The organism is Paenibacillus tengchongensis, from assembly GCF_008973665.1.
Lineage (GTDB): Bacteria > Bacillota > Bacilli > Paenibacillales > Paenibacillaceae > Paenibacillus_AQ > Paenibacillus_AQ tengchongensis.
In genome coordinates this window covers 209697-227314 of sequence record NZ_WACP01000008.1, presented here as the reverse complement: position 1 = coordinate 227314, position 17618 = coordinate 209697, and the positions used below count along the sequence as shown (strand labels likewise).

The 17618-nt window shown below is 56.2% G+C and carries 8 protein-coding genes and 1 riboswitch; of the genes, 6 read left to right on the top strand and 2 right to left on the bottom strand.

Annotation, left to right across the window (positions count from 1 at the left end):
• Nucleotides 1-2: 2 nt before the first annotated feature.
• Nucleotides 3-314 (bottom strand): MTH1187 family thiamine-binding protein, encoded by a 312-nt coding sequence (locus F1381_RS15220; RefSeq protein WP_151735697.1) that lies wholly within the window; start codon nt 312-314, stop codon nt 3-5.
• A gap of 309 nt (nt 315-623) precedes the next feature.
• Nucleotides 624-858: riboswitch (cobalamin riboswitch) on the top strand.
• A 327-nt stretch (nt 859-1185) separates the two neighbouring features.
• Here F1381_RS15220 and F1381_RS15215 point away from each other — a divergent pair.
• The 4 genes from F1381_RS15215 to F1381_RS15200 all read left to right on the top strand — a co-directional run bounded on the left by F1381_RS15215 (nt 1186) and on the right by F1381_RS15200 (nt 7524).
• Nucleotides 1186-3171 (top strand): anaerobic ribonucleoside triphosphate reductase, encoded by a 1986-nt coding sequence (locus tag F1381_RS15215; protein ID WP_151735696.1) that lies wholly within the window; start codon nt 1186-1188, stop codon nt 3169-3171.
• A complete protein-coding gene (gene nrdG / locus F1381_RS15210; RefSeq protein WP_151735695.1) occupies nt 3168-3683 on the top strand; it encodes an anaerobic ribonucleoside-triphosphate reductase activating protein in 516 nt (171 codons plus the stop codon). Before F1381_RS15215 ends, nrdG begins: the two co-directional genes overlap by 4 nt.
• A 343-nt stretch (nt 3684-4026) precedes the next feature.
• Nucleotides 4027-6360, top strand: a complete 2334-nt coding sequence (locus F1381_RS15205) for a ribonucleoside-diphosphate reductase subunit alpha (protein ID WP_151735694.1) — start codon at nt 4027-4029, stop codon at nt 6358-6360.
• 132 nt (nt 6361-6492) lie between these two features.
• Nucleotides 6493-7524 (top strand): ribonucleotide-diphosphate reductase subunit beta, encoded by a 1032-nt coding sequence (locus F1381_RS15200; RefSeq protein WP_151735693.1) that lies wholly within the window; start codon nt 6493-6495, stop codon nt 7522-7524.
• Nucleotides 7525-7709: 185 nt separating this feature from the next.
• Here F1381_RS15200 and ssuE read toward each other — a convergent pair whose 3' ends face one another.
• Nucleotides 7710-8264, bottom strand: a complete 555-nt coding sequence (ssuE, locus tag F1381_RS15195; RefSeq protein ID WP_151735692.1) for an NADPH-dependent FMN reductase — start codon at nt 8262-8264, stop codon at nt 7710-7712.
• Between the two features lie 421 nt (nt 8265-8685).
• On the opposite strand from ssuE, the gene serS reads away from it, so the two are divergent.
• Nucleotides 8686-9963 carry a serine--tRNA ligase gene (gene serS / locus F1381_RS15190; RefSeq protein WP_151735691.1) on the top strand — a complete coding sequence of 426 codons (1278 nt, stop codon included), beginning with the start codon at nt 8686-8688 and terminating at the stop codon, nt 9961-9963.
• Between the two features lie 411 nt (nt 9964-10374).
• Entirely contained in the window at nt 10375-17466 is a 7092-nt protein-coding gene (locus F1381_RS15185; protein ID WP_151735690.1) for a 5'-nucleotidase C-terminal domain-containing protein, read from the top strand.
• Nucleotides 17467-17618 lie beyond the last annotated feature (152 nt).

The following is a 17618-nucleotide window of genomic DNA, read 5'->3' as shown; positions in this document are numbered from 1 at the left end:
GCTTAGCCCTTGTCCTGCAGCTTGCGCTCCACCGCTTCCAGCTTGCTCCGGCTCGTAGAAGGCTTATCGCGGCGGTCGTCGATCTTCAGCGAGGTGGATACCCGCTGTGCTCCCGCAGCAAACGGCGATTCATGCAGTGCTTCTACCGCCGCCAGAATACGCGGCATCGGTCCCTCAATAATCGTCCCCATGGAAGTAAGCTCGTACGTAATTCCCTCCAACGTCTGCAGCACACGCTGCATATCGGCGACATAGCTGCTGAGGCTGGTGCTGCCCGTTCCGATCGGAATGACTGTCACTTCGGCAATGGCCATGTAAATTCCCCCTCCTATTATTAATGGCTACAGCTACTTTCATTATTGTAGCAATTCTGCCGCACTCCCACAAATCTCTGCCATTAATTGTTTTCAAAGTGTCAAACGCACTGCTTTTTTGAAGTCTTTGTGGCATATTTGCGGATAATTTGCGGCAAAAATCCTGCATAACTTAGGCCCAGGCTGTGGATTACCTGTGGATGATTTGTGGAGTAATTGTGGGTAAGCCCCCTCAGCCCGCTCCACGCCTGGGCTCACAAAAACATGTTTACAAACACAATATATTGGGTTAACTTTAAATGAGCACAACAAAATATAGTGGAAACAGGTGCTTGACTCTCTACTAGAGTCCGAGCTTAATAGGGAAACGCGGTGCAATACCGCTGCGGTCCCGCCACTGTAACCGGATGCCCCCAGGCCTAAAGAACAAGCCTGATGCGGCGGCATCCTCCGGCAATGGCACAGCCACTGAAGACAGCCTCTTCGGGAAGGCGCCGGAGGAATTACCGGAAGCCAGGAGACCTGCCTGTTTCTGCCGACACCGCGAATAACAGCCTGCGAGGAACGGGCGAGGTGTCCGCATGCGGCTTGCAAGCGCAGATCAGCCTGCCCAGCCATCGGGAGGAAGGGGCTGCCTATACCTGAAGGCAATACTCGATTATTACCTTCAGATATAGGCTTCTGCGGGAATAGACTGGATAGAGCAAACTACGTTCGAGCGTTTACATCACCCAGTATTCCCATCGCCAAGCCAGCGAATATCAAGGACAGATATTCTCTGTTACGCATCGGGCATTTCCCAGCCAACGCCGGCGGGAGATGCCTTTTTAATGAGATCATACATACATGTTCTGAGGGGAGAGAGCGACAGATGACGCTGCTGGAGAAACGTTATAACGGGGAACAGGCTGCCGAAGAGGTGCTTTTGGAGGAAGTAATTCAATTGGGACGGGATATCATCGACAGCCGGGATATGGATCTGCTGCGCGAGAACGCCAATCTCAACGGGGAGAGCTTCTCGGGCAAAATGAGCAAGTTCGGCAGTGAGTACTCCAAATGGTACGCCCGGAACTTCACGATGCCGCCGCAGCTGGTGCAGGCCATCAAGGATAATGTCGTCTATGTCCATGACCTGGACCAATACGCGATCGGGACGACCAACTGTATCTTCATTCCGTTTGAACGGCTTCTCCGGGAAGGCTTCAACACCGGCAATGGCAGCGTCCGCCCGCCGAACTCGATTATGACGGCCATGTCGCTGGTGGCGATTATTTTCCAGTCCCAGCAAAATGCCCAATACGGCGGAGTCTCCGCCAACAAGCTCGACTTTGATCTCGCCCCTTATGTCACCAAATCGTTCGCCAAGCTGTTCCGCAAGGGCCTGGACTATTTCGAGGAAGGACAAGCCGGTCCGCATCTCGGCGAGGTTACCATGAGCCGCAGCGACCTGGCGGAGCAGTACCCGCGTTCCTTCCGCTTCGCGCTGAAAGAGACAGAGACCGAAACCCTGCAGGCAGCCGAGAGCATGATACATAACCTGAATACGATGTCGAGCCGCTCGGGCGGACAGATTCCGTTCACCAGCATCAATTACGGAACCTGTACCTCTCCGGAAGGCCAGCTCGTCATCCGCTCCCTGCTGACCGCAACGATGAATGGTCTTGGCAGCGGCGAGACACCGGTCTTCCCGATCCAGATCTTCAAATGCAAGCAGGGCGTTAACCAGCAGCAGGGTGATCCGAACTACGAGCTGTTCCTGATGGCTGCGGAATGCTCCGCGCGCCGGCTCTATCCGAACTTCGCCAACCTGGACGCGCCGCTGAATCTGCAATATTACGATCCGGCCAACCCGGATACGGAATTCGCCACCATGGGCTGCCGCACACGGGTGCTGGGCGACCGCTTCGGACGCAACCACTGCTCCGGCAAAGGCAACCTTTCCTTTAATACACTGAACCTGGTCCGCCTGGGCATCGCCCACGGCACCGTGACCGGACGGCGCTTAGCAGCCGACGAAGCCGGCTTCTACGCAGACTTGAACTATTATATGGACATCGCCCTGGAAGGTCTGCTGCACCGCTACCGTATCCAGGCCTCCCAGAAAGCCAAAGCCTCCGACTTCATGATGCGCGAAGGCGTCTGGGAAGGCGGCGAGCAGCTTGGCTCCGACGATCAGGTCGGCGGGCTGCTGAAGCACGGCAGCCTGTCGATCGGCTTCATCGGCATGACCGAATGCATGAAGGCGATGTACGGCAAGCACCATGCCGAGGATATGGAGATTCATGCCAAGGCGCTGAACATTGTCCGGCACATGCGCGAATACTGCGACCGCAAGAGCGACGAGCTGAACCTGAACATTACCCTGTTCGCCACTCCGGCGGAGGGCCTGTCCGGCAAGTTCACCAAGGTGGACCGCAAGCAGCTCGGTGCCATTCCCGGTGTAACCGACCGCGAATATTATACGAACTCGTTCCATGTTCCTGTGTACCATGAGCTGGGCGCGGCGCAGAAGATTGCCCTGGAGGCTCCGTTCCATGAATACTGCAACGCGGGCGCCATCTCCTATGTCGAGCTGAACGGGAATGCCCGCAGCAACCCATCCGCTTTTGTCAAAATCATCCGCTATGCCCTGGAGCAGAACATCAGCTACTTCAGCATCAATCACCCGATTGACCGCTGCTCCGGCTGCGGCTATGAAGGGGTTATCGGCACAAACTGCCCTTCCTGCGGCGCGCATGAGGACACGACGCACATCCGCCGGCTGCGCCGGGTAACCGGCTATCTGACCGGCGATTACCAGACCCGCTTCAATGCCGCCAAGCAGGCCGAGGTTAGGGACCGCGTGAAGCATCTATGAACATCTGCGGTTACTACCCGGAATCCATCAATGAAGGGGAAGGCCTGCGGGCCGTCCTCTTCCTGAGCGGCTGCCGGCACCGCTGCCCGGGCTGCTTCAACCCGAAGACCTGGAATTTCAACTACGGCGAAGCATTCACCCCGCAGCGCCGGCAGGAGATTATCGCGGACATCGCCGCCAATCCCCTGCTCGACGGGCTGACACTGGCCGGCGGAGACCCATTCTTCTCGGCGGAGGAAGCGGCAGGCTTCATCCATGACCTGCGCGCTGCGCTGCCCGGCTTCTCCGTCTGGATTTACACAGGATACACCTACGAGGAATTGACCGCCGATCCCTCTTCGCCGGAATGGAAGCTGCTCTCGCAGTGCCAGGTCGTGATTGACGGGCGTTTCGTCGAAGACTTGAAGGACACCACCCTCCCTTACCGGGGGAGCAGCAACCAGCGGATTATCGACATCCCGGCCAGTCTCGCTGGCCCGGAGGTTGTGCTCTGGGAGCCTGCCGCACTGTAAAAGATACGGATAGCCGATTACGTTAGTTTTCATAAGGAGTGTGCCAAGTTCTGCTTGGCATCTCTTTTGCCCATATATTTCAATTTTTGATATTAAAAAATAAACATATATAGATTGAACTTGAAACTTAGGATTAAGGAAAGAGTGACGGAGGGGAATTTTGGAACTGTAGGAGCGATAGCGTCCGCCTTTGTCATCAGATTTCTACCGCAGCAAGTAATGTAAATCTAGAAATCCGATGACAACAGCGGCCGAAAGTCCAAACATTCTTTGGAGTCATGGTCAATTCCTAAAACAATAAAATCACCAGTTCAATCTATATAAAACCGAAAGGATGATCCCCATGCCGCAACTCGTAGTGAAACCCGACAACCGCCAGCTGGCCTTTGACGTTATGCGCCTCTCCGTTTATGCCGACCGTATTCTGAATGGACTTGAACAGTTAAACAAAGAGACCCTGCTGCGCGGAGTGAACACCAAGCTGCGCCGCGACGAAGTGAGCGGTGAGGAGATCAGCAACGCTTTTACCATGAGCGCCCTGGAGCTGGTCAGCAAGGAAGAACCGGAATGGAAATTTGCCGCCGCCCGTTCTCTTCTAACCTCCCTGTACAAGAAGGCCGCCGTCAACCGCCGCTACAAGGCATACCCGGATGAGCCTTACGGCGAGCTGTACCCGCTGATTACCGAAATGGTCAAGAAAGGGATCTACCGCGAAGAGCTGCTGACCCATTACACCAAGGAACAGATAATCGAGCTCGGCGCCTGCATCGACCCTTCACGCGACCTGCTGTTTGATTATATTGGCCTGCTAACTCTGTCCGAACGCTATCTGGCCCACGACTTCGACGGACGCGTAATGGAGCTGCCGCAGGAGCGCTACATGGTCATCGCCATGTACCTCATGCACCAGGAGCCGGAAGAGAAGCGCATGGAGCTGGTGAAGGAAGCGTACTGGGCGATGAGCAACATGTATATGACCGCAGCGACCCCAACCATGTCCAACGCCGGTAAAAAAGTGGCCGGCCAGCTCTCCAGCTGCTTCATCGACACCGTCGACGACTCGCTGGAGGGAATCTTCGATTCCAACACGGATGTGGCCCGGCTCAGCAAAATGGGCGGCGGCATCGGTGTCTACCTCGGCAAGGTGCGGGCGCGCGGCTCCGACATCCGCGGCCACAAGAACACGAGCTCCGGCGTCATCCCCTGGATCCGCCAGCTGAACAACACCGCCGTCAGCGTAGACCAGCTTGGCACGCGCAAAGGCGCTGTGGCCGTCTATCTAGATGTGTTCCACAAGGACATCCTGGCCTTTCTCGATCTGAAGCTGAACAACGGCGACGAGCGGATGCGCGCGCATGACGTGTTCCACGGCGTCTGCCTGCCCGACCTGTTCATGGAGGCAGTGGAAGCACGCGGCTCCTGGAACCTGTTCTGCCCGCACGAAGTGAAGAAGGTCATGGGCTGGAAGGACAAGAACGGCCGCGCTCTCGGCCTTGAAGATTTCTATGACGAGGAATTCGGCGAAGGCTCGTTCCGCGAGAAATACGCTGAAGCTTCGGCCAATCCGGATCTCTCGCGCATTACCGTTCCGGCCATCGACATTATGAAGCGGATTATGAAATCCCAGCTCGAGACCGGCACGCCATACATGTTCTACCGCGACACGGTTAACCGGACCAATCCGAACCGCCACCAGGGCATGGTGTTCTCCTCCAATCTCTGCACGGAGATTATGCAGAACCAATCGGCTACGGTGGTTGAGCAGGAGGAGCTGGTGACCAAGGACGGACAGACCCGGATCGTGATCTCAAAGATTCCCGGCGACTTCGTCGTCTGCAACCTGAATTCCATCCACCTGGCCCGCGCCGTACCGGCCGGAGTGCTGGAGCGCCTGGTGCCGATTCAGGTGCGCATGCTTGATAATGTCATTGATATCAACAATATTGAAGTGCTGCAGGCGCAGTACACGAACAGCCAGTACCGTGCTGTCGGCCTCGGCACCTTCGGCCTGCATCACCTGCTGGCGCTGGAAGGCATCCGCTGGGAGTCCGAGGAAGCCGTTGAGTATAACGACCACCTGTACGAACACATCAACTACCTGGTGGTGCGCTCCAGCATGGAGCTGGCCCGTGAGAAGGGCCGCTATCCGAAATTTGCCGGGTCCGACTGGGAGACCGGCGCGTACTTCGCTTCGCGCGGCTACACCAGCGGTGAACGCGAGGGCAAATTCGTGACAACGGCGCAGTGGCGCGAGCTGCAGGCGCAGGTGGCCGCAGACGGCGTCCGCAACGCCTGGATGTTCGCGATTGCCCCGAACGGCTCGACCTCGATCATCGCCGGCTCCACGGCCAGCATCGATCCGCTGTATGAGCTGCTCTCCTACGAGGAGAAGACCACCTACAAGATCGCCAATCCGGCTCCCGACCTGTCCGAGAAGACGATCTGGTACTACAAGACGGCGTTCATGATCGACCAGAACTGGTCGATCCGCATGGCCTCGGCCCGCCAGCGCCATGTCGACCAGGCCCAGAGCTTCAACCTGTACGTACGCCCGGACATCAAGGCGACCGAATTCCTGGAGCTGCACCTGAACGCCTGGAAGGGCGGCCTGAAATCGACGTATTATGTGCGCAGCCGGGCGCTTACCATTGAGGAGTGCGAGTCTTGCGCGAGCTGATCCGAGTTTTTTAATAAATATTGAGTGCTACATCCGCCATTCCACGGAATGTTTGGACTTCCGTTCCACGGCTCCATCACTCAAGTCAAAAAAACAACAACAGCTTCACGCAATATATAGGAGGGAAATAGAATGCAACTGCAAAAGATTTTTAATACAGAAGCGCCGAATAAATCGACCCGCATCATCGACGGGGAATGCTCCGGCATTCTGAACTGGAACGATATCCGCATGCCGCATATGTACAAGCTGTACAAGGTGCTGCTGCTGAATCACTGGATCGCCGACGAAATTCCGATGTCGAAGGACGCCCAGCAGTTCCCGCGGCTGGAAGCCGAAGAGCAGCGCGTATTCAAGATCAACATTTCGCTGTTGGCGGTGCTGGACTCGATGCAGACGATGTTCGTCGGCGACGTGAAGCGGTATTTTACCGACTCCTCGCTGGAGGCGATCTCGGCTATCATCGGGCAGCAGGAAGTGGTGCATAACCAATCCTACTCCTACGTACTGTCCTCCATCGTGTCGGAGAGCGAGCAGAAGGAGATTTTTGAATATTGGAAGCATGACCCTGTGCTGCTGGAGCGCAACCAGTTCATCTCGGCGATCTACCAGGATTTCCGTGATGCGCCGACGAAGGAGAGCTTTTTCCGGGCGCTGGTGGCCGACCTGATTCTGGAGGGAATCTTCTTCTACAGTACCTTCGCCTTCTTCTATAACCTGGCCCGTGACCAGAAAATGATGGCAACCAGCCAGATGATCTCCTACATCCAGCGCGACGAGAACCAGCACTGCTACTTCTTCGCCGAAGTATTCAAGCAGCTGCTGGCCGATTTCCCGGAGCTGAACACCAAGGAGAACATGGACTACGTCTACCGCACGATTGACCGAGCGGTCGAGCTGGAGACGAACTGGGCCCACTACACCCTGACCAATGTGCAGGGCATCGACTTGAACGAACTGGGTGACTACATTAAATATATTGCCAACAAACGCCTCGCGCTGATGGGGCTGGAGAAGGCCTACCAAGGCGTTGACGTCAACTGTATGCCGTGGATCAAGCCATTCTCCGACGAAGCGCTGAACGCAACCAAAACGGACTTTTTCGAAGCCAAGTCCCGTAACTACGGCAAGACCAGCGACGACAACGGCTTTGACGATTTGTAAGACGTTTAGGGCTTAGGATGGGAATCTATTGTACAAAATAAATGTATTCACACCCTAAAGCAGACAATAATTGGTGCAACACACAGCAAAACGCCCCTATCTCCGGCACTTCCCGGAACATAGGGGCATTTATTTAATACTGCGGTCTCCACCGGACGCTTTCGACGATCTCCGAATACTGCCGGCTACTCCGCCCGCTTCCGCTCTGCCTTCAGCTTGGTCTCTTCCGCCAGCTCATCCAGCACGGCGTTCAGACGCAGCTGCAGCTCCTCCGCCAGTTCCACTGTACCTTGATCAGTCCGCGTCACCTGGGAATCGACGGCATAGACACCCCCCAGAATATGGCGGGCACCCAGCACAGACAATACCGGCTTCAGCGCATAATCAATCGTCAGCAGGTGCGCCAGACTTCCGCCCATGAAGAGCGGAAGGGCGATTTTGCCGGCGAGGCCTTTTTGCGGAATAAGGTCAAGAAAGGTCTTTAACACCCCCGTGTAAGATGCCTTGTAGACAGGGCTTACTACCACAACCGCATCCGCCTCAGCCACCAGCCCGTTCGCTTTGACGATATCCTCGCTCTCAAACCGGGTATGGATCAAATCCTCCGCCGGAAGCTCGGCCACATTAATCCGCGCCACTTCAAGACCTTGTTCACTCAGCCTGCTCTCCGCATGCTCGATAACGGCATTGATCCGCGATACCAGAGAGGGTGTCCCGTTAATCACTACAACCTTAGCCATATCTTCACCTCATCCGTAAAATATAAAAATATATGTACCCGCCGCTCCGGGCATGAATACTTCAAATTAGTAATAATCCTACCAAAAGCCATGAGCTTCGTCAAAACATGTCAGCCCTGCCCCTTGCACCCGACTGATCGCTAAGCTATAATAAACGGCAACACTATAGCGCAATTAAGCCAATGACCGGCATCCAACCGTGAGGCGTTTGCGACCGGAGCATCTGCAGCAACCGTTGTTCCCTAAGTTTACCGGGTTTCGCCCGTTACCGCGAAGACCAAAGAGGACCCTTTCTCCTTCAGCATGGCAATTGCCTGCCGGGATGAGGGTCAACCTGGGTGGCACCGCGAGCTGACGCTCCTCGTCCCATGGATGAGGGCGTCTTTTTGTTTTCATTTCGGACAACAAGGAGGAACGCGGTATGCTGGACATGAATTGGATCAGGGACAACAAGGAGCTAGTAAGAGAGACGGCAGTTTGGAAAAAGGTGGCCTTCCCGCTGGATGAGCTGCTGGAATGGGACGACAAACGGAGGGCGCTGCTGCAGGAGACCGAGCAGCGCCGGGCGGAGCGCAACCGGCTGACCAAGGAAGTGGAGCGCCTGATGCGGGCGGGCGATACTGCAGCCGCCGAAGCAGTGAAGCAGCAGGTGCGGCAGAACGGCGACAGCCTTACGGCGCTGGAAGCCGGGCTGGGCGAGGCCGGGCAGCGCTGTGCGGAGCTGCAGCTGCTTGCGCCGAACCCGGTGTCGGCGGACACGCCGGTCGGCCAGGACGACAGCGAGAATGTGGAAGTCCGCCGGGTCGGCGCGCTTCCCGAATTCGCCTTCGCTCCGCGCGACCATGTCGAGCTCGGCGAGCTGCATGGTATCCTTGACATCCCGCGCGGCGTCAAGGCCGGGGGACCGCGCAGCTATGTGCTGAAGGGCGCAGGCGTCCTGCTGCACCTGGCCGTGCAGCGGCTGGCGCTCGATGTGCTGACCGCCCGCGGCTTCACAGCGATGGACGTGCCGGTCATCGTGCGGCCCGAGGCGTTGACCCGCACCGGCTTCTTCCCCGCCGGCATGGACCAGACGTACGAGCTGCGCGGGGAGAACCGCTGGCTGGCCGGCACCTCGGAGGTGTCGCTGGTCTCGCTGTACAGCGACGAGGTTCTGGAGCTGGACGCGCCGCTGCGGCTGGCCGGAATCTCGGCCTGCTTCCGCAGCGAAGTCGGCTCAGCGGGCCGCGATGTGCGCGGCCTGTACCGGGTGCATCAATTTGCCAAGGTTGAACAGGTCGTCATCTGCAGGAATGACCCTGCCTATTCGGAGCAGATGCTGCAGGAGATTCTGGGCAACGCCGAGCATATCCTGCAGCTGCTGGAGCTGCCTTACCGTGTAGTCGCCGTATGTACCGGCGATATGGCGCTCAAGACGCATAAGCAGTATGACGTCGAGACCTGGATGCCGAGCCGCAACGGATTCGGCGAGACCCATTCGGCCTCGAATCTGCTGGATTTCCAGGCCCGGCGTTCGAATATCCGTTACCGCGGCGAGGATGGACAGATGCGGTACGCCCACACCCTGAACAACACCGCCGTGGCCACTCCGCGGATTCTCATTCCGCTGCTGGAGAATCACCAGCAGGAGGACGGGACGATCTACATTCCGCAGGCGCTGCGGCCTTATATGGGCGGGCGGGAATACCTTACGCTCTAAAGAATGCAGCAACACCGCCCATATGCCCTCAAGCTCTTGGCCACTCTGGCCAGGGGCTTTTTTTGGCGGGTACCGGAGAAACCCGGCATACCCCCCCCTAATCACCACGTATAGTATAACCCACCTGTTTTTACGTTTTTTAACACAAAATTAACACCAACATAACATACGCTCGAATCACTAAAACCAGCAAACCGTATACTTATTCACAAAACAGCGCGCCTCTATTGTTTTTTGCGAGAATAATGTCATAGTTTTTTGTGCCTATCAACTAAATTTCCAGTAAATCCATGTTTTTTAAACTGCGCTTAATATATATTTAATGATAGACAACCTGTCATCTAACATTGAAATGCTAGAATGATACGGGTTGATTATCACTGTAAGTAAGAGAGGAGAAGATTTGAACCAATGAACATTTCGTCCAGGCGGAAAAAAAGCTGGTCCGCGGCGCTCTCCGCGCTGCTGGTTGCCGGCATTGCCCTTCCCGCACCGCAGACGGCTTCTGCAGCTCCAGATCACACAGGCATCGTAATCTCTCAAGTGTACGGTGGGGGCGGCAATACCGGAGCCCTGTATAAGAACGATTTCATTGAGCTGTATAACCCGACTGATTCTCCGGTAGATTTAAGCGGTTGGAAAGTAAGATATGCCTCTGCAACAAGCGGCTTCACCAACACTGCGGCATTATCAGGCAGTATTCCCTCTGACGGATACTATTTGGTCCAAGGCGCAGGCGGCAGCAACGGTTCTGACCTGCCTCAACCAGACGCCACCAGCTCGCTTAACCTTAGCGGAACCAACGGAAAGGTTGACCTGGTAAATACCGTAGGAACAACAGTGGATCTGATCGGATACGGAACTACGGCTTCGTTATTCGAAGGAGACGCTGCAGCCCCTACCCTCAGCAACTCTACCGCAGCTATCCGCAAAGCTTCTGACCTGCTTCCCGCCGACAACCGCGGACTGGACACTGATAACAACGCCGCCGATTTCACTGCCGGCACACCGGACCCGCGCTCTTCCGGCGTAGATAACACTGTCGCTCCTGCAGTCAAAGCATCCATCGCCTCGGGTACAATCGTACCCAAAGGCTCGGCACTGACCTTCTCTACCGGAAGCGTAACTGCCAGCGTATACTACAGCGTCTACATAGACAGCAGCAGCACCGCTGTAGAGGATTTCGCCTGGTATCAGGCCCCGATCGTGCTTGATGCCGACAGCGTAGCCATCAAAGCATTCTCCCGGGAAGAAGGCAAGACAGACAGCGCCCTCTCCCAGTTCAGCTATACCACACAGCAGGCACTTACCGGCCTGACCATTCCGCAAATTCAAGGTACCGTCCACTCCTCGACCTACGCAGATAAGCTGGTCCAGGGCGTTCAAGGGATCGTTACTTATAAGAGCGGCAGCACTTTCTATATTCAGACGGCAACACCTGACAACGATCCCCGCACCTCGGAAGCCATCATGGTGTACCTGCCGGGCAATAATGTAGCTGTCGGCGATTCTGTGCAAGTCGACGGACGCGTCAAAGAATATAAGGAAGCCGGCTACGCCGACGCCGTTGATCTGCTCACGACCGAAATCGTGGCTGTACAGGCGGTGACGCTCTCCAAGGGCAATGCACTACCTGCCCCAACCATTATCGGCACCGGCGGACGCACCATCCCGACGGCCACTATCTCAGCCGGTCTATCCAAAGAACTCGATCCGGCCAAATACGCGCTGGATTTCTATGAAAGTCTGGAAGGCATGCGCGTTCAGCTCAATACTCCAAAGATTATCGGGCCTTATGATTATGAAATTCCGGTCACCGTAAACAACGGAGCCAGCACTACAGAGGTTAGTTCCCCGGCGGGGGGCCTGGTGCTTACCGGCGCCGACTTCAATCCGCAGCGGATTCTGATTGCCGCTAAGCCGGACACCCCGGTCAAGACCGGACAAGTCTTCACTGACAAAATTACCGGCATTCTCGGTTACGATTACGGCAACTACAAAGTCCATCCGGACGGAGCTCTTCCTGCAGTGAGTACAGGAACCTCCATCGGGCGGGAAACAACGGGCTTGAAGCCGGAAGCGGACAAGCTGACCATCGCTTCTTTTAATGTGGAGAATTTCTCCAAATCGAGCCCGGCAACCAAAATCGATAATGTGGCCAAAGCCATTGTGAACAACCTGCAGACACCGGATATTGTAGGATTGCTGGAAGTGCAGGATAACAGCGGCGCCACGGACAACGGCATTGTCGATGCCAAGGAAAGCTATATGGCGTTGATTGACGCCATCTCCAAGGCGGGCGGACCGGTGTATGCCTACACCGACATTGCGCCGGAAGACAACAAGGACGGCGGCGCTCCGGGAGGCAATATCCGCGTCGGCTTTATTTACAACACAGCACGGGTATCGCTGGTTCCGGGTACGGCCGGCAACGCCACCACTGCGGTCAGCTATACCAAGGACGGCGGCCTCAGCCTGAATCCGGGGCGGATCGCCCCGAATAATGCCGCTTTTACTGATTCACGTAAGCCGCTGGCGGCCGAATTCATGTTTAATGATGAGAAGGTTATGGTCATCGCCAACCATTTCAATTCCAAGACCGGCGATTCGTCGCTGTACGGCGGGATCCAGCCTCCGGTAAGAGACAGCGAAGGGCAGCGTGCGGAAATTGCCAAGGTCGTGAACGGCTTTGTATCCGATGTGCTGGCGAAGGACCCTGAAGCTAACGTTGTAGTACTGGGCGACTTGAACGACTTCCAGTTCTCCAATACGCTCAAGGTGCTCAAAGGCAGCGCATTGACCAATCTGATCGACACCCTGCCCCTGGGCGAGCGTTATTCCTACGTCTATGAGGGCAATTCCCAGACGCTGGACCATATGCTGGTCAACAACAGACTGGCAAGCCGCTCCACGCTGGACATTGTCCACATCAACGCCGATTTCATGGAAGCGGAAGGCCGCGTCAGCGATCATGATCCGCTTCTGACACAGATTGATTTCGGTACGGACAACTTTAACCTGCGGATATTGCACACCAACGATACACACAGCCATCTGGAAAATGTCACGAAGCGCACCTCTGCCATCAGCAGCGAACGCACGGGCAACTCGGTACTGCTCGATGCCGGCGATGTGTTCTCGGGCACCCTGTACTTCACCCAGTTCAAGGGCCAGGCTGACATTAAGTTCATGAATAACATCGGCTATGACGCTATGACCTTCGGTAACCACGAGTTCGATCTGAATAAGGATCAGCCGGAGGTCCTGAAGAATTTCGTCACTGCCGCACAGTTCCCGTTCGCCAGCTCCAATATTGATTTCACCACGAAGAAGAGCGAGCTTGCCGAGCTGTATCATGATACGATCGGAACGCTGGCAACGAGTGAGGCGGCAAGCACAGCCAAGGACGGCAACATTTATCCTGCAGTCATCAAGGATGTATACGGTGAGCAGATCGGTATTTTCGGATTGACTACCGAAGATACAGTAGGCCTGGCCTCGCCGGGCGACAAAATCACCTTTAAGGATCATGTGGAAAGCGCCAAGAAGACGGTAGAGATGCTGGAGAAACAGGGCATCAACAAAATCATCGCCGTTACCCACCTCGGGTATACCGTTGACCAGGAGCTGGCCAAAGCGGTACCGGGCATCGACATTATCGTAGGCGGGCACTCCCATACCAAGGTAGATAACCCTCCGACCCCAATTGTCAATGTGGGCACCGGCAAGAACGTCCTGATTGTCCAGACCGGCGAATACAGCCAGTTCCTGGGCGAGCTCGACGTCACTTTTGACAAGAATGGCGAAATCCTGTCCTACAACGGCCAGTTGCTTGACGTGAACCTGTTCGGCGAGGATGTAGCGGCCAAAGCCCTGCTTGCGCCATATGACGCCGAGCTTGCGACCGTGCGCAGCACAGTAGTCGGCCATACGGGTGTAGATCTCTACACCAACCGGATGATCGACGGCAAATCCGTACGCGTCGTGCGTCAGGAAGAAACGCCAATTGGCAACATGATCGCCGACAGCATCGCGGACAAAGTACGCGAGCTGATGCCGAACTTCGTATCTGCTGAGGACCTTGCCTCCATTAAAGGCGTGGTCGCGATCCAGAACGGCGGCGGCATCCGGGCAGCCATCGACAAGGGTGACATTACGATGGGCGAAGTGCTGACTACCCTTCCGTTCGGCAACAGTCTGGCCGCCCTGAAAGTCACCGGCGAAGAAATCATCTCCTCGCTGGAGAACTCCGTCAGCGGACTCAGCTCCGACCAGGGACGCTTCGCCCAGGTATCAGGTATGAAATATACCTTTGATTCGACCAGAACACCGGAGATTGTCGATTCAATTACCGGAGAAGTTACCCAAGAAGGAGAACGGATCATTTCCGTCGACATTCTGCAGGAGGACGGCTCCTATGCGCCGATTGATCCGAAGGCTTACTATCTTCTGTCGACGAACTCCTTCATGGCGGGCGGCGGCGACTTCTACCGCGCACTGGCCGCAGCGAAGGCGGACGGACGTTATTATGAGCTGGGACTTCCGGACTTCGAAGTGCTGTTGTCTTATCTGGAGAAGCACGAGTCCGTTGAAGCCAAGGTTGAAGGCCGCATCACCGATCTGAAGGGCACAGCTCCGGAAGACGAGGACTTCTCCCTGCGCATTCTGCATACCAATGACACGCACAGCCATCTGGAAACCGTAGTGAAGCGGATGACCGCCATCAAGCAGGAACGCACACCGAATTCCCTGCTGATTGATGCCGGGGATGTGTTCTCGGGCACGCTTTACTTTACCAAGTTCGAGGGCTTAGCTGACCTCAGCTTTATGAACTACATCGGCTATGACGCAATGACCTTCGGCAACCATGAGTTCGATAAGGGCCTCGGTGCATTGAAAGCATTCATCGATGAGGCAGAGTTCCCGTTTGTCAGCTCGAACATTGATTTTACGTCCAAGGACAACGTGTTGAAGGGAATTTACAAGGATGAGATTGGCGGCCTGGATGGAACCGAAGTACAGAATGGCCATATCTACCCTTCCATTGTAAAAGAAGTGCAAGGCGAAGCGGTCGGCATCTTCGGACTTACAACCGAGGATACCGTAGGATTGTCCTCACCGGGAGACAACATCAGCTTCCAGGATTACAAAGCCAGCGCGGAAGCAACCGTAGCCGCGCTTCAGGCAGAAGGCATCAATAAGATCATCGCTGTCTCCCACTTGGGCTACAACGTCGATCTGCAGCTGGCTGCTGAAGTGCCTGGCATCGACGTCATCGTCGGCGGACACACGCACACGAAGCTGGATGCTCCTGTAGTCATCAACGAGGACAGCGAGCCGACCCTGATCGTTCAGACCGGCGAATACGGGCAGAATCTGGGCGAGCTGGATGTCGAGTTTGACGATGCAGGTGTCATTACCGACTACCACGGCAAGCTGCTCGACGTCAGCCAATTTGCCGAAGATGCGAAGGCCAAGGAAATGCTGGCCGGCTATGACAAGGATCTCGCGGAAATCCGTCAGACCGTTGTCGGCAAGACGGATGTGCCGCTCGTTTATGAGCGCGTAATCGACGGCAAGGCTACACGCGTAGTCCGCAAGGAAGAAACCAATCTCGGCAACCTGGTGGCTGACGGCATCAATGCGAAAGCCCGGGAGCTGGTCAGCGGATTGATTCCGGAGAGCGAGCTATCGGCGATTAAAGGCTTCGTTGCCATTCAGAACGGCGGCGGCATCCGGGCCGGCATCGACCAGGGTGACATTACGCTGGGCGAAGTGCTGACCGTCATGCCGTTCTCCAACAGTCTGGTGGCCTTGAAGGTTACCGGGCAGGAAATTATCGATGCGCTGGAGAACAGTGTCAGCGGACTGGAAACTGACCAGGGCCGTTTCGCCCAGGTTTCCGGCATGAAATACACGTATGACTCAACCAAGCCTGCTGAAATCATTAATCCGACGACAAATGTGGTGGAACAGGAAGGACAGCGGATCGTATCCGTAGAGATCAAGCAAGCGAACGGCAGCTACACTGCCGTTGATCCGAACGGCTACTATATACTGTCGACCAACTCCTTCATGGCCGGCGGCGGCGACTTCTACCGCTCGCTCGCGACAGCCAAAGCGGACGGCCGCTTCTATGAGCTGTACCTGCCGGACTATGAAGTATTTACCGGTTATCTGAAGGACGTTGGCACAGTCAACATCGGTACGGAAGGCCGCATCACCGATTTGAAGGGTGCAGCGCCTACACCGACGCCTACGCCGGCTCCGGGGGGATCGAATCCGGCGCCTACACCTAGCCCGTCGGCATCGGCAACGCCGGCACCTGCGGCGAAGCCGGAGGTAACGACGATTACCGCCGCCGATCTGACCGCCAAGCTGGCGGCACTGCCTACCGGCACCAGCGAACTGGTCATTCCGGTAACGGCAACGGCAGGCGGATCACAGGTCGTGCTTCCGGGCAGCGCACTGCTGCAGCAGGCGGCAGCCAACCCTGCAACGGTGCTAACCTTTACAACGGGAACCGCCACTTACTCGCTTCCGCTCAGCGTCATGAACGCTTCGGCGCTCACGGCTCAGCTTGGCAGCGGCGACTTCACGGTTACCGTGTCCGTGCTGGCAGCAAGTGCAGCAACACAGAGCAGCGTGAACCAGGCTGCTGCTGCAGGCTCTGTTACCGTAGCAGCACCAGTTATTGAATTCACGGTTACTGCTTCCTCCGGAAATACCAGCGTGCCGCTGAACAGCTTCGGCAGCACATATGTGAAGCGCAGCATCACCGCACCATCTGCGCTGAATCCGGACCATGCGACAGCCGTGTCTTATGATCCGGCCACCGGCAAGCTGAGCTTCGTTCCTTCCGTATTTACTGTCAAGGCTGACGGTACCACGGAAGTAACGATCCTGCGTAACAGCAATAGCTTGTATACAGTGGTCACAACGTCCAAGACCTTTGGCGACACCAGCGGACACTGGGCACAGCCGGCGATTGAGCTGCTGGCGTCCAAGCTGATCGTCACTGGAACGGGCCCCACGGCGTTCTCGCCGTCGCAGAACGTAACCCGCGCCGAGTTCGCAGCGCTGATTACGCGCTCGCTCGGACTTGCACCAGTCAGCGGCGCAGCCACCTTCAGCGATGTCAGCGCAAGCGACTGGTATGCCGAAGCGGTTCAGACCGCAGCTGCAGCGGGACTGATTACAGGCTACACGGACGGCAGCTTTATGCCAAATAGCCCGATCACCCGCCAGGAAATTGCAGTCGTGCTGTCCAAAGCCATGAAATACACCGGCAAAACCTTGAGTACCGATGCAGCTGCACTCGCGAAATTCAGCGATGCCGCAAGCATTCCAGCCTGGTCACAGGCAGCCATCGGCGAGATTGCCGCCGAAGGCATCATTCAGGGCAGACCTGGCGGCATCTTCGCGCCAAAGCTTCTAGCCACCCGCGCGGAAGCGGTGACCATGCTGGAGAAAGCCCTGAAGTCGTTGCAATTTATCGACTGACCGGCAGTCTCCGCTGAGATCCCCGCTTAGCATAATTGCAGCATACTAAGAAGACGGCTCCATGGACGCAATGTCCGCGGAGCCGTCTTTCTTTGATTGCCGGGCCGAAGCAAATACTGTTAAATTTATCTTGAAATCGGTCCGAAGTTTCA

Bases quoted from the DNA above. Each gene is read 5' to 3' on its own strand.
- F1381_RS15220 (WP_151735697.1), bottom strand. From the start codon at position 314: ATGGCCATTGCCGAAGTGACAGTCATTCCGATCGGAACGGGCAGCACC.
- F1381_RS15215 (WP_151735696.1), top strand. From the start codon at position 1,186: ATGACGCTGCTGGAGAAACGTTATAACGGGGAACAGGCTGCCGAAGAG.
- nrdG (WP_151735695.1), top strand. From the start codon at position 3,168: ATGAACATCTGCGGTTACTACCCGGAATCCATCAATGAAGGGGAAGGC.
- F1381_RS15205 (WP_151735694.1), top strand. From the start codon at position 4,027: ATGCCGCAACTCGTAGTGAAACCCGACAACCGCCAGCTGGCCTTTGAC.
- F1381_RS15200 (WP_151735693.1), top strand. From the start codon at position 6,493: ATGCAACTGCAAAAGATTTTTAATACAGAAGCGCCGAATAAATCGACC.
- ssuE (WP_151735692.1), bottom strand. From the start codon at position 8,264: ATGGCTAAGGTTGTAGTGATTAACGGGACACCCTCTCTGGTATCGCGG.
- serS (WP_151735691.1), top strand. From the start codon at position 8,686: ATGCTGGACATGAATTGGATCAGGGACAACAAGGAGCTAGTAAGAGAG.
- F1381_RS15185 (WP_151735690.1), top strand. From the start codon at position 10,375: ATGAACATTTCGTCCAGGCGGAAAAAAAGCTGGTCCGCGGCGCTCTCC.